Below are 13,228 nucleotides of genomic sequence, written 5' to 3'. Positions count from 1 at the left end.
AAGATTTATAAAGTAGCGATATACTAAACCCGTGCTGTCCTCCGGTTTGCCCGCTGCCCAATTGAAGTCTGACTTGTTCAAGTCGCTCGGGCATCCGCTGCGCGTGCAGGTTTTGGAGCAGCTTAGCGCTGGTGAAAGATCGGTGGGTTCGCTGGCTGAGGCACTCGGCTGTGAGCTGTCGAATCTTTCGCAGCAGCTCGGCGTTTTGCGCCGCGCGGGCGTGGTCGTCACTCGCCGCGAGGGCAACTCCATTTTCTATACGCTGCGCGACCCGAGCGCGGTCGAGCTGTTGGCTGCTGCCAAGCGCATGGTTCTCGCGAACCTCTCGGATTCGCACGCTCTGCTGCGCCACCTCGAACAGGAATAGCGACTACAGGTCGTTGCCGGCGTAAGACAGGTTGAAGCTCTTATTGGCGAGCGGAAAGTCCGGAACGATTGTTTCCGAGAGGGCGTCCGGAACGGCGGGCCAGTTCAAAAAGGACGGGTCGACGACCTTCACCCGGGCGAGCGTACCGTCAGCGGCGAGTTCGACCCGGTGGGCCGCTGTTCCCCGCCAGGCTTCGACCAGGGCCAGCCCGGCGCCGCCGGTGATCGGGTTCACCGTGAAGGCGCTTCCGGTGTGACCGTGCAGCCGGCGCAACAGGTCGAGGGCCAGGGCCGTTGATACCTCCACCTCGCGGGCACGAACGGTGTAGCGTGCCAGCACATCCCCGCCGTCTTCGGTCACGATGTGGAAAGCCTCACCGAGGTTGACAAACGGATGCTCGCTGCGGGCATCCGTGTGGATTCCCGAGGCGCGGGCCACGTAGCCGAGCGTTCCGATAGTGCTCGCGCGCGCAGTGGACAGGCGTGCCGTGCCGGTGAAGCGCCCGCGAACGATCGCATGACCCAGCGTAATCCCGGCCAGTTCGGCCATGACCGCGGCGATGCGGGCCAGATCAGCCGCCTCCGGCAGTGCGTTGACCCTGGTGCCGCCGACGCTGAGGGCGCCGCGGAGCAGACGGTGCCCGGTGACCGTCTTGTTGATGCGCAGGAGCTGCTCGCGCAACCCCTGGGCGTGGGCGTCGATGATGCCGAACCCCACGTCGTTGGCGAGGGAGCCGAGGTCGGTCACGTGGTTGTAGAGGCGTTCCAGCTCCAGCAGCAGGGCACGCAGCAGCCGGTCGGGTTCGGATACCTCGATGCCGGCTGCCTGTTCGACGGCCATGACGAAGGCGAGGGAGTGGCCAACGGCGGTGTCGCCGCTGATCTGCTCGGCTAAGGCGACGCCCTGAGCTGCGGTCTTGCCTTCGAAGACCTTCTCGACACCGCGATGCAGGTACCACTGGCGTGCCTCCATGCGCACGATGGTTTCACCCACGACGGAGAACCGAAAGTGTCCGGGTTCGATGATGCCGGCGTGAATGGGGCCGACGGCGATTTCGTAGACGCCGGGGCCTTCCACCGGCACGAACGGAAATGATTCAACGTCGGGCTCAAATTCGGGTACGACGGTGTTGGCGCGCAGCATCGGGTACCAGCCGCGTGGCCAGTGACCGTGCCGTACCAGTCGGTGTGGCTGCGGATGGTTGCGTGGAACGACACCGTACAGATCGCGTATCCCGCGCTCGAAGTTACCGGCCGGGAGGGATATTTCGGCGAGGCTGGGAATCCAGGCGTCGCCCCGCGGAACGCTGACCGACAGGTCGGCGCGGAGCGCGGGGGCCGCTCCCACGAAGGAATACACGATCCGAAAATCGTCGTCGTCTTCGTGACAGGCGACCAGGGCCAGGCGGCTGCCGGCGTCGAGCAACGCAGCGGCGGCCGCGGGCAGCTGCGCTCGGTCGAGGTAGCGCGGCCGTGCTCGGCTGGCAGTCTGGCCGTCAGGGCCCAGATCGTCGGGAATCTGTTCGTCACGCATCAGTTGGAACCTCCGAGAACGGCTGTGGCCTGCAGTAGAAGAGTGCCGACCGGTTCGGCGACGAACGCCACCGTTGCCGTCGTCGCCAAGGCCAGGATGATCGGCAGACGCGGACCGTGGGCCGAATAATCGGGGGTGAACGCCACGCCATCCGGGGGAGCGCCGATGGTCATCTGCACGGTCAGGCGGGTGAACGCGGCAAAGATCACGAGTAGCAGCACGAGGGCCGCTCCGACGACGCCGCCCAGGCCGGCCGCCCAGCCGGCCATGATGATGCCCACCTCGGAGAAGAAGATGCTGAACGGGGGAAAGCCGACGATGGCAGCCATTGCGATGAGCCAGGGCACGGCGAGGCCGGGGCGTCGCGCCAGCAGTGCACGCACGTCGGAGATCATCGGGGTGCCCTCGACTTTGAGGATACGACCGGAGATTACGAACAGGGTCGCTTTGATCAGACCGTGGCCGAGTATGTACAGCAGCACGGAGGGGAGGGCTGCCGGACCGATGGCGACACCGATCGCCATCAGACCCATGTGCTCGATGCTGGAATAGGCGAGCATCCGCTTGTAGTCGCGTTGGCGGATGAGTAGGGAGGCGGCCACGAACAGCGACAGCAGACCGCCAACGCTGAGCATGGTGCGCAGAAACTCCGGTCCGATCACGAGGTTGGTGATCGATTGGATGCGCAGGATGGCGTACAGCGCCACCGAGAGCAGCACACCGGACATCAGCCCGGAGACCGGCGCTGGGGCCTGGCTGTGGGCATCCGGTAACCAGCTGTGCATCGGGGCGAGGCCGGATTTGGTGGCGAAACCGAGCACGGCGAGGGCTCCGCCGGCCGTGATGAGTGCCGGGTCGAGGCCGAGACCGGACTGGCTGAGCAGCAACCAGGACAGCGTGGGCGTGTCGGTGCCGACCGAGGCGGCGTAGATCAGCACGATGCCCAGCAGGGCGATGGCTACACCGACCGAGCCGAGGATGACATATTTCCAGGCGGCTTCGAGGGAGTGGCGGGTACGGTGATGGCCGACCAGAAACGCCGTGGCGATGGTCGTGGCTTCGACCGCCGCCCACATCAGGCCAATGCTGTCAGCGAGCACCGCGAGCGACATGGCGGCGAGGAACAGGGCGATGAGCGCCTCGTAGCCGGCGGCAGTTCTGGTGCGGCTCGAGGCGGCGCTGCTCAGGCCGCCCCAGGTCGAGATGAGCCCGACGGCTCCGACGACGCTGAGCATGTAGGCGGACAGGGCATCAGCGCGCAGCATGCCGCCGCCGCTGGTGGGCACGGCGCCGTTGAGTACCGTGCTGATCAGGAGCAGCCCGGAGACGAGCACCGCGCCAGAGGCGGCAACACCGACGAAACGGCGCAGCGCCGACCCGCGCAGCAGCAGGCTGAGACCCGCGAAGGCGAGCGGGCCGACCAGGGGAATCCACAGAACAACAGACATCAATCGTGCAACTCTCTGAGCTGATCGACGGCGGTACCGCCGAACTTGGTGCGCATGCGGCCGGCGAACACGTGCAAAATAAGCACGACCAGCAGCACGTCGAGGGAGATCGCGAACTCAAGCAGAATCGGAACGCCGCCGCTGGTGAGAAAGGCGATGGTGGCGATGCCGTTGTCGAGCAGAAGAAAACCGATGAGCTGCGAGCGGGCGCGGCGACGACTGATCAGCAGCAAGAATCCAATGAGCACCATGGCCAGGCCGATCGGTGCGGCATGGCCGGTGGTCGTGTCACCGAGGCCGAAGACGCGGCTGACGACCACGTAGCTGAGGATGGTCAGCAGGGTGACGGCGAGCAGCGCGGCGGTCGGGTTGAGCCGGGGGGATTCCTGAATCTGCTTGATCGACGCCTTGGACTGGTGTGCGAGCACCCAGGGCAGGCCAAGGCCCTTGACCGTGAGGATCAGCAGCGAGACGAACACGAGTTCGGATTCGTCCTCCGCGATGCCGATCACCGCCACGAGCGCGGCGAGGGCAATGCCCTGCAGTCCGAGTAGCCGGATCGATGCGAGCAGGGAATGCCGCCAGACCATGAGCGCGCTCGTGAGCAGCAGGGCTCCGGTGCACAGTCCGATCAGCTGGGGGTAGAAGGTTTCAAACACGACGGATGCTCCTCAGGCGACCAGGTAGGAGGCGGTGACGGCGAGGAAGGCCAGGGCAAAGGAACCCGCGAGCAGCTCGGGTACCTGGAACAGGCGCACCTTGGCCAGGAAGATCTCACCGGCACTGAGCAGCACGCCGAGCACGAGTACCTTCACGGCGATGGCGACGACGCCGATCGCCAAGCCGAGCAGGGTGAAATCGGTCACGACACCCCACGGCGCGACCAGGTTACTGACCAGTCCGAGCAGAGCGGCGAGCTTGAGCCACGAGCCCACTTCGAGCCAGGCCAGATCGCGTCCGCTCGCTTCGAGGGTCATGGCTTCGTGCAGCATGGTCAATTCCAGGTGGGTACCCGGATTATCGACCGGCAGGCGGCCGGTTTCGGCCATGATGGCAATCGACAGCGCCACGAGGGCGAGCACGCTGACCGGGGAGATGATCACCTCGGGAGAGAACAGGCGGGTCTCGACGATGACCGAGATGGCACTGGTTCCGGCCGGGATCGACAGGGCATACACCGCCAGCAGCAGGGTCGGTTCGACCAGGGCGGCGACGGTCATGTGCCGGCTCGAACCCATGCCACCGAATGCGGTGCCGCCGTCCAGACCGACGAGCGCCAGCGCGACCACGCCGATGAGCATGACCGAGACGATGACGAACAGGTCGCTCGGAATGTGCGGGAAGGGAATGGTGCCCACCAGCGGAAGCAGCACACACAGCAGCAGGCTCGAAACCATCAGCGCGACGGGGCCGGCCCGCAGCATCCAGCTGCTGTCTTCGGCGCGTACCGGGTTCTTCGCGAGCAGCTTGCGCACGTCACGCCAGGGCTGCCAGATACCGACGCCGACGCGTCCTTCGATCCTGGCCCGCACTTGGCGGATCACCCCCATGAGCAGCGGGGCGAGGAAGACGAACAAAACAACCTGCACCAGGGCGATGATGATGGCGCTGAGCGTGGCATTCATAGGGACACCACAATCAGCACGATCAGAAGAGCGACGAAGGAATACGACAGGTAACGGTGGATGCTGCCGTTGGCGATGTGGCGCACGACGATCCCATAGCGCTGGAACAGGTTCAGTACCGGCCGATACAGCCGGGTTTCAATGACGTCGGAGACGCGTTGTTCCACCCTGACCCGTTCCACCAGATAGCGAGACTCGGCCACGTGAGTGACCTGAACGTCGCGCGTGGGCTTGAGCACGTCGTCAAAGACCCGCACGAGGGGTTCGGCGTAGGAGGTTGCGGTGTACTGCATGCGCGGGCGGGCCCGGGAGCCGCCGCCGCCCCAGGGCAGGTCGATGGTGCGAGCGGGATGCCGGTGTGCCGACACGATGATCGACACGAACACCGGGATGGCCACGAGGGCCGAGAGTATGACAAGCATGACCGGGTCGAGCGTGGCCCCGATGCCCGGCAACGATACGCCACCGAGGCCGACCGCCTGCACCGCCCCGGTGGGGTCGGTGCTGAACGTGGTCGCCACGACGGCGGCGATCGGCCCGGGAAGTAGCCCGAGGGCAAGAATGGAGAGGGCGCCGAGCACGAGGGCGAGTTGCATCAGCGGCGGCACCTCGCGGGCATCCGCTGCGGGGGCGCTGCGCGGGCGCGCGAGAAAGGCGATGCCGTAGGCCTTGACGAAGGTGAGCAAGGCCAGACCAGCGGTGAGTGCGATCACGGCGACGGCGAGCGGCATGGCAACGGAAGCCGAGATGGAAACGACGGCCCCGTCCAGACGACCGCCGTGAATGAGCGACTGCAGCAGCATCCACTCGGCGACGAAACCGCTCGTAATCGGGATGGCTGCGGCGCCGAGGCTCGCGATTCCGAACGCGGCGGCGGTGACGGGCATGCGGGCACCGAGCCCGCCCAGACGGTCGAGGTTGCGTTCCCCGGTGGCGTGGATGATCGCGCCGGCACCGAGAAACAGGGTGGATTTGAACGCGGCGTGGCTGATGGCGAGGAGCAGGGCGGCCACGAGAGCGGCATCGGCTGCCGCTGTGGCGTCATAGCCGCGCAGCAGCATGCTCGCGCCGAGTCCGAGAAAGACCAGGCCCATGTTCTCGGTTGTGGAGTAGGCGAGCAAAACCTTGAGGTCGCTCGACACGGACGCCTGCAGAATGCCGTAGAGAGCGGATGCGCCACCGACCAGCATGATCGCGATGCCCCACCACGCTGGACCGTCGGGCATTAAGCGCACGCAGACCAGCAGAGCGCCATAGACACCGATCTTGACCATGGCGCCACTCATAGCGGCCGAGACGTGACTGGGCGCTTCGGGCAGAACGCGGGGCACCCAGACATGCAGCGGCACGAGTTCGGCTTTGCCGCCGAAGCCGAGCACAAACAGTACGAAGGCCACGTTGGCGGCACCCGAACCGGGCTCAATTGCCTGCAGGTCGGTGAAGCTCGTGCCGCCCGACGCTGTGGCGAGCACGGCGAATCCGGCCAGGATGAAGAAGAAGCTCAGCTGCGACATCGCCGAATACCAGATACCGGCTGAGGCGACCGTGGAGCGCCTGGCATGGTCGGCGAACAAAAGCACGGTCGAGCCGAGGGTCATGATCTCCCAGGCGAGCAAAAACGAGACGGAGTCCGTCGCGGCGGGCACGAGCTGCATCCCCACGAGGAAGACCGGCATGGCTACCCAGGCGGTGCGGCTCGCGTCGGGGCCACGCGTGGAACTCATGGAATAGAGCGACACGAGAATGCCGACGCCCGAGACGATGAGCATGAACAGGCCGCCGAGGCGATCGGGCGCCAGCAGGAGCGGGTCCATCGGCAGGGCGATCGGAATGACCAACCCGCCGGTGGCGCCGAGCAGAGCGGCCAGACCGGTCAGGAAGCCGGTCACCGCGATCAGCGTGCCGAAGATTCCGCCGACCAGTGACCGCAGGGCCGGGGCCAGTGCCAGGGCGCTGAGTACGGCCAGGGCGCCAAGGCCGAGTTGCAGGAGGAGACCAGCCGCGATGCCGGTCATCGGCCGGTCATCCGGCGTAGTGCCCGCACAATGTCGGCCGGTTCCGGCGGGCTGCCGGGCACTTCGATGTCGACGTGCACGAAGTCGGATACGGGTCCGATGATGCCGTAGCCGCTCTCGAAGGCGCCGCCGTGCAAAGCGCAGTCACCGACCGCGATCACAAACCGGGGCGTTGGGGTCGCCTCGATGGTACGGCGCAGCGGCTCAGCCATGTTACGGGTCACGCTGCCGACGATCAGCAGCACGTCGGCGTGCCGCGGCGACGGCACCAGACGCACGCCGTAGCGTTCCACGTCGTAGACCGAGCCGAATGCGGCAGAGACCTCGAGCGCGCAGTCATTACAGCCGCCGGCATTGATGAAACGCACCTGCACGCTGCCGCCGAACACCTCCGCGCCGGCAAACAGGGGCGGCGCGGCCGGTGCTGGCTCAGCGATGCGTGACCTGCTGCGGATGAGGGTGGCTAATCGCACGAAACTCATACGAGCTCCCGGTATGCATGCGTGTTCACAAAACTGCTGCCTTCTGTGGGGAGCGCTGAGTCGAAGGGGGAAGAGCAGGCGACGGATTCTGCGGTGCGTCTGGTTGCGGGCAAGACTACCAGCGCAGATAACTTCATTACTTCTTTATATATCTATATGAAGACTTTAGCAAATAGATCACTACGGGCCGAGGTCGAGACCGGCGCGAACTGCGGGCTAACCGCGTCGGTCGAGCAGTGGGGTGAGCCGGTAGGGGATGACCTCGCCCATCGCGAGCGAGGTCTCGGTGCGCTCGACACCCTCGCACGCGAGGATCGTGCCGTCGATGCGAAACAGGTCGGCGGCATCCGTGCAGACCACACGCACGAGCAGGTCGGCCTGCCCGCTCATGCCGTGTGCCTGCACGATTTCGGGAATCAGCGCCAGATCGATCACGATCTGGGAGAGCCGTTTCTGCTGCACGTGCACCTCAATGAACGCTGTCAGCGGGTAGCCGAGGGCAGCCGGATTGATGCGGCGATCGAAGCCGAGAAAGACCCCGGAATCTTCCAATCGCTTCATGCGTGCCTGCACGGTATTGCGGGAGAGGCCCAGGGTGTCGGCGAGCGCGACGAAGGTGCTGCGGGGATCGGCCGAGAGCGCTTGAAGGAGCTTCGTGTCGGTCTTGTCAAGGCTGTACATAGTGCAAAACTTTAACACGCTCCGGCGAGCGTGAATAGGGCACTCTGCTCACTATTTTTCCCAGTGGTTGTGCTCCCTGTCACCTCGTCATAGGCTCACGTCAACTTTAGCAATGACGCTCGGAGCCAACCATGATCGATTCCTCTCCCCAGCCGGTGCAGCTTCTCTCGCTTGACGGCGAGCGGATGCCCCGACCCGACTTTGACCCCTGGGTCGCCGATCTCGATGGACCGGCGCTACTGGCCCTGTACCGCGACATGGTCGTGGTGCGTCGCATCGATACCGAGGCGACGGCCCTGCAACGGCAGGGTGAACTGGGCCTGTGGCCGCCGTTGCTCGGCCAGGAAGCCGCCCAGGTCGGCTCGGCTCGGGCCTTGCGCGACGATGACTTCGTCTTTCCGAGTTACCGGGAGAACGCGGTCGCCTATTGTCGTGGGGTGGAGGTGACGGACATCGTCAAGGTCTGGCGCGGCAACGCCCAGTCCGGCTGGGACCCGTACACGGTGAATGTGGCCACCCCGGCGATTATCATCGGTGCCCAGACGCTGCACGCCACCGGCTGGGCGCTCGGCGCCGTGCGGGATGAGGTCGATTCCGTTGCCATCACCTATTTCGGTGACGGGGCCACGAGCCAGGGCGACGTTCACGAGGCCATGGTGTTCGCCGCGAGCTTTCAGGCCCCCGTGGTGTTCTTCTGCCAGAACAATCACTGGGCCATTTCGGAGCCGGTCGGGGTGCAGGCGCACCGCAATATCGCCGATCGCGCGCCCGGCTTCGGCATCCCGAGTCTGCGCATCGACGGCAACGATGTGCTCGCCGTGATGGCGGCGACCCGCATCGCCCTCGACCGGGCGCGTACCGGCGGCGGCCCCACCTTCATTGAAGCCGTCACGTACCGGATGGGACCGCACACCACAGCGGATGACCCCACCCGCTACCGGGACCCGGCCGAGCTCGCCGAGTGGAAAACGCGCGATCCTCTGCTGCGTCTGCACCGGCTGCTCACGAGGCTCGGTGAAATCACGCCCGAGGTCGAGGCGGCCACCCAGGCCCAGGCCGATGCCGCGGCCGCCGAGCTGCGCGCGGGCTGCATCGGCATGCCAGATCCCGAGCCGCTGAGCGTCTTCGATCATGTCTATGCCACCCCCAACGCCACCCTTGAGCGCCAGCGCACCGACTACGCCGGCTACCTCACGAGCTTTGGCAGTTCAGACCAGCCCGGAGAAGGACGATGACCATGACAACCCTGATGACTCCCGCAACAGTGTCGACGGTTCCCGGTCTCACCGCACCGCCGCCCACGCCGCTGAGCGAGACCAAGACACTCACCGTGGCCAAGGCCATCAACGAGGGGCTGCGCCAGGCCATGCTCGATGACCCCAAGGTGGTGCTGCTCGGCGAAGACATCGGTGCCCTCGGCGGTGTCTTTCGTGTCACGACCGACCTGCTCGCCCAGTTCGGCGCGCGCCGGGTTATCGACACGCCGCTGGCCGAATCGGCCATTATCGGTACCGCCGTCGGCCTGGCCTATCGCGGCTACCGCCCGGTCTGTGAGATCCAATTCGACGGTTTCATCTTTCCCGGTTTCGACCAGATCGTCAGCCAGGTCGCCAAGTTTCACTACCGCACGCAGGGTGCCGTGCGCATGCCGATCACCATCCGCGTGCCGTTCGGCGGTGGAATCGGAGCGGCCGAACATCACTCCGAATCGCCCGAGGCCTATTTCACCCACACCTCAGGCCTGCGCGTGATCGCTGTCTCCAATGCACAGGATGCCTACAGCCTGATTCGGCAGGCCATCGCCAGCGATGATCCGGTGCTCTACTTCGAGCCCAAGCGCCGGTACCACGTGAAGGGCGAGGTCGCGCCGGAGTTGGGAGCGTCGATGGAGCGGGCCGTCATCGTGAGTCCGGGTACCGATGTCACTCTCCTCAGCTATGGCGCGCTCGTGTCCACAGCTCGGGATGCGGCGCTCGCCGCGGCCGATGAGGGCATCTCGATCGAGGTCATCGACCTGCGGTCTCTGTCTCCGGTGGACTACGCGGCGGTGGAGGCATCCGTTCGTAAAACCGGACGACTCGTCGTGACGCATGAGGCGGCCGCGTCGGGTGGACTCGGCGGCGAGATTATCGCCACCATCACGGAACGTTGTTTCAGCTACTTGGAATCCGCCCCAGTGCGGGTGACCGGCTTCGACGTGCCCTACCCACCGGCCAAGCTCGAAAGCCACCACCTGCCCGACCTGGACCGCATTCTCGACGGCGTCGACCGGGTCATGGGCAGACGATGATCAAGGTATTCGCGCTGCCCGACCTCGGTGAGGGGCTCACCGAGTCCGAGATTGTGGCCTGGCTCGTCGCACCGGGCGACGAGGTGACGCTCAACCAGCACATCGCCGACGTGGAGACGGCCAAGGCCGTGGTCGAGCTGCCCAGCCCGTTCGCCGGCGTCGTGCGCGTGCTGCATCAACCGGCGGGCGTGGTCGTGCACGTCGGTGAGCCGATCGTCTCGTTCGATATCGGCGGGTCTGCTGAGCCCGGGTCTGCTGAGCCCGGGTCTGCTCTGCCCGCCGATGCTGATGCCGACGTGCAAGCGGATGCTCCGGCTCCGGCCGAGCAGCGAGAAGCCAATCTGGTCGGCTACGGCCCGGCCGTCGAGCGCAGTGGCCATCCCCAGCGCCGTGCCCGGTCGGGTGGTGCTGCGCTCGCCGCAGAAACTCGCCCGACGGATCCCGTCGCCGCGGTATCCGCGGGGGAACGACCGCGCTCGACGCCGCCGGTGCGTGCCCTGGCCCGTGACCTCGGGATTGACCTGGCTACGGTCACCGGAACCGGGCGCGATGGCCTGATCACCCGGGACGACGTGCGGGCCCACAGTACGCAGTCGGTGCCGGCGACGGCCCCGCACGGGGCAGCGGAACCATCCGGCGTGCCACCCACTGCATCGGCGACCCCTGCGTCCACGTCGATTGGTCCGGCGGCGGCAGTGGCCGGCCTTGACGCCGCCGCGCGGGAGACCCGCTCGCCGATCAAGAGCCTGCGCAAGCTCACCGCAGCCGCCATGGTGCAGAGCGCCTTCACGGCACCGCACGTGACCGAATTTCTTACCATTGACGTGACCCCGACCGTGGAACTGCTGGATTCTCTGCGCGCCGACCGGAACTTTACCGACGCCGGCATCGGCATTCTCGCCGTGGTGGCCAAGGCGCTCTGCCTCGCCGTCGGCCGCACGCCGTCGGTGAACACCCGGTGGGATGAACCGGCCGGTGAAATCGTGCAGTTCAACTACGTGAACCTCGGCATCGCCGCGGCAACTCCGCGCGGGCTGCTCGTTCCCAACATCGTCGATGCCGAGCGGCTCGACCTGCGCGGCCTCGCCGACGCACTCGCCGAACTCACCACCGCGGCCCGGGCCGGTACGACCACCCCGGCGGCGCTGTCCGGGGGAACGATCACCATCACCAATATCGGAGTGTTCGGTATCGACGCCGGCACCCCCATCATCAACCCGGGGGAGGCGGCGATTCTCGCGATGGGCGCCATCCGCTCACAGCCGTGGGAATATCGCGGGCAGGTCGCGTTGCGCAAGGTTCTCACGCTCAGCCTGTCGTTTGATCACCGGCTGGTTGACGGCGAACAGGGTTCGCGCTTTCTCGCCGACATCGGAACCATCCTCGCCAACCCCGCGCGGGTGCTCACCATGATTTGACGGTTGACCGGGGTGCGTCGGCGGAGCACAGTGGAGGCATGAATGCCCACGGCGTACTCCTGGCCCCTTTCGCGACGAAGAACCACTTGGCGGGCACGGGGTTCGTACACCTCGACGGATGCTTGCACGCCACCTTTGCCACGACGGACTTCGCGTCAGCTCTCGAGCTGGTCAACCACATCGGGGCGGTGGCCGAGTCGCTGAATCACCATCCCGATCTGCGCCTCGGCTACGGCACGGTGTCGCTCACGCTGACCTCGCACGACGCCGGGGGAGTCACCACGCGCGACCTTGAGCTCGCCCAACGCGTGCAGCAGATCGCCGACACCCTCGGGTGCACGGCCCAGCCCGTGCAGCCCGCCCGGTACGACATCGCGATTGACTGCACCGACGCGGATGCCGTGCGCCCATTCTGGCGGGTCGGCCTCGGCTACATCGAGGTCGTCGGGGATGACGGCGTGGAGCTGGTCGATCCGCGCGGGCTCGCCCCCAAAGTTTGGTTTCAGCACATGCAGATCGCCCGCTCCGACCGCAATCGCATTCACCTCGACGTCTATGTGCCCAGCGATGACGCCGAAGACCGGGTCACGGCCGTGCTCGAAGCCGGGGGCGTATTGCTCACCGCTGAGCACGCGCCCGACTGGTGGGTGCTGGCCGACGTTGAGGGAAACGAACTGTGCGTCTGCACGGCCGCATTCTGAAAATCTCACGCACCGGTCAAGCCGGCGGCAGGCCGAGGGCAGCGAGCGCCATTTCCTCCAGTAGGGCACGCACGGCGGGTTGGCTCGGGGTTCGTGCACTGTGCGGTGTGGAATTGAGCAGGCCAAAAGTCGCGTGCGCGCGAATGCGCAGCTGGGATTCGTCAACCGATGGGTGTACCCGGTGCAGTACCTGCACCCAGAGTTCCACGTACTCCCGCTGCAACGCTCGCACCCGGTGTCGGTCGGCCTCCGCCAGGCTGTCGAGATCACGATCCTGCACCCGAATCACGTCGGGGTTGGTCAGGGCGAAGCTCACGTGAAAACGCACGAGGTCGCGCAGCGCGGCTGCGGGTTCCGTCGTCGCCGAGACGACGGCGCCGCCTCCGGCGACGAGCTCCTCGCTCACGTCGACGAGCAGGGCGGCGAGCACGGCCTGCTTGCCGGCAAAGTGCCGGTACACGGCCGGGCCGCTCACCCCGACAGCGGCACCGAGATCCTCAATCGAGACGCCGTTGAAGCCCGAGCGGGCAAACAGGGTGGCCGCCGCGCTGAGCAGGGCGTTGCGCCGGTCGGCCTTGGCCTGGCTGCGCGGCGTCGGCGACGGGAGTGGGATGGATTTTTGCATGCTGGACATTTGAGTTAACTCTAGCTAACCTAATTTGAGTTAC

General features: G+C 66.2%; 13 protein-coding genes. 5 read left to right on the top strand and 8 right to left on the bottom strand.

All coding sequences use genetic code 11. From position 1 onward, the window contains the following. Positions 1-31 precede the first annotated feature (31 nt). Entirely contained in the window at positions 32-367 is a 336-nt protein-coding gene (locus tag QMK22_RS08515) for an ArsR/SmtB family transcription factor (protein ID WP_283497197.1), read from the top strand. Between the two features lie 3 nt (positions 368-370). Here QMK22_RS08515 and QMK22_RS08510 read toward each other — a convergent pair whose 3' ends face one another. The 7 genes from QMK22_RS08510 to QMK22_RS08480 form a co-directional block, all read right to left on the bottom strand. Next, entirely contained in the window at positions 371-1,900 is a 1,530-nt protein-coding gene (locus QMK22_RS08510; protein WP_283497196.1) for a hydrogenase large subunit, read from the bottom strand. After that, entirely contained in the window at positions 1,900-3,348 is a 1,449-nt protein-coding gene (locus QMK22_RS08505) for a proton-conducting transporter transmembrane domain-containing protein (protein WP_283497388.1), read from the bottom strand. The genes QMK22_RS08510 and QMK22_RS08505 overlap by 1 nt, the downstream gene beginning before the upstream one ends. After that, positions 3,348-4,007 carry a hypothetical protein gene (locus tag QMK22_RS08500; protein ID WP_283497195.1) on the bottom strand — a complete coding sequence of 220 codons (660 nt, stop codon included), beginning with the start codon at positions 4,005-4,007 and terminating at the stop codon, positions 3,348-3,350. The genes QMK22_RS08505 and QMK22_RS08500 overlap by 1 nt, the downstream gene beginning before the upstream one ends. A 12-nt stretch (positions 4,008-4,019) precedes the next feature. Then, positions 4,020-4,973 (bottom strand): respiratory chain complex I subunit 1 family protein, encoded by a 954-nt coding sequence (locus tag QMK22_RS08495; protein WP_283497194.1) that lies wholly within the window; start codon positions 4,971-4,973, stop codon positions 4,020-4,022. Further along, a complete protein-coding gene (locus QMK22_RS08490; RefSeq protein WP_283497193.1) occupies positions 4,970-6,988 on the bottom strand; it encodes a proton-conducting transporter transmembrane domain-containing protein in 2,019 nt (672 codons plus the stop codon). The genes QMK22_RS08495 and QMK22_RS08490 overlap by 4 nt, the downstream gene beginning before the upstream one ends. Continuing rightward, positions 6,985-7,470: an NADH-quinone oxidoreductase subunit B family protein gene (locus QMK22_RS08485; protein WP_283497192.1), complete on the bottom strand. Its 486-nt coding sequence runs from the start codon at positions 7,468-7,470 to the stop codon at positions 6,985-6,987. The genes QMK22_RS08490 and QMK22_RS08485 overlap by 4 nt, the downstream gene beginning before the upstream one ends. A 216-nt stretch (positions 7,471-7,686) precedes the next feature. Continuing rightward, entirely contained in the window at positions 7,687-8,151 is a 465-nt protein-coding gene (locus QMK22_RS08480) for an Lrp/AsnC family transcriptional regulator (RefSeq protein WP_283497191.1), read from the bottom strand. A gap of 131 nt (positions 8,152-8,282) precedes the next feature. On the opposite strand from QMK22_RS08480, the gene pdhA reads away from it, so the two are divergent. Genes pdhA through QMK22_RS08460 form a run of 4 tightly spaced genes read left to right on the top strand, consistent with a single transcriptional unit; the run spans position 8,283 to position 12,560 of the window. After that, positions 8,283-9,386 carry a pyruvate dehydrogenase (acetyl-transferring) E1 component subunit alpha gene (gene pdhA / locus QMK22_RS08475; protein WP_283497190.1) on the top strand — a complete coding sequence of 368 codons (1,104 nt, stop codon included), beginning with the start codon at positions 8,283-8,285 and terminating at the stop codon, positions 9,384-9,386. Then, positions 9,383-10,441, top strand: coding sequence for an alpha-ketoacid dehydrogenase subunit beta (locus QMK22_RS08470; RefSeq protein ID WP_502857343.1), 1,059 nt, complete (start codon positions 9,383-9,385; stop codon positions 10,439-10,441). Before pdhA ends, QMK22_RS08470 begins: the two co-directional genes overlap by 4 nt. After that, complete coding sequence (locus QMK22_RS08465; protein ID WP_283497188.1) at positions 10,438-11,859, top strand: dihydrolipoamide acetyltransferase family protein; 1,422 nt, start codon at positions 10,438-10,440, stop codon at positions 11,857-11,859. The genes QMK22_RS08470 and QMK22_RS08465 overlap by 4 nt, the downstream gene beginning before the upstream one ends. Positions 11,860-11,897: 38 nt before the next feature. Beyond that, positions 11,898-12,560, top strand: coding sequence for a 4a-hydroxytetrahydrobiopterin dehydratase (locus tag QMK22_RS08460; RefSeq protein WP_283497187.1), 663 nt, complete (start codon positions 11,898-11,900; stop codon positions 12,558-12,560). Between the two features lie 16 nt (positions 12,561-12,576). On the opposite strand, the gene QMK22_RS08455 is transcribed toward QMK22_RS08460, so the two are convergent. Continuing rightward, positions 12,577-13,194, bottom strand: coding sequence for an SACE_7040 family transcriptional regulator (locus tag QMK22_RS08455; RefSeq protein WP_283497186.1), 618 nt, complete (start codon positions 13,192-13,194; stop codon positions 12,577-12,579). Positions 13,195-13,228 lie beyond the last annotated feature (34 nt).

The sequence above is a fragment of the Cryobacterium sp. PH29-G1 genome, assembly GCF_030063365.1.
Classification (GTDB): Bacteria; Actinomycetota; Actinomycetes; order Actinomycetales; family Microbacteriaceae; genus Cryobacterium.
Note: the sequence above shows the minus strand (reverse complement) of the source record. Positions and strands in the feature narration are given on the sequence as shown.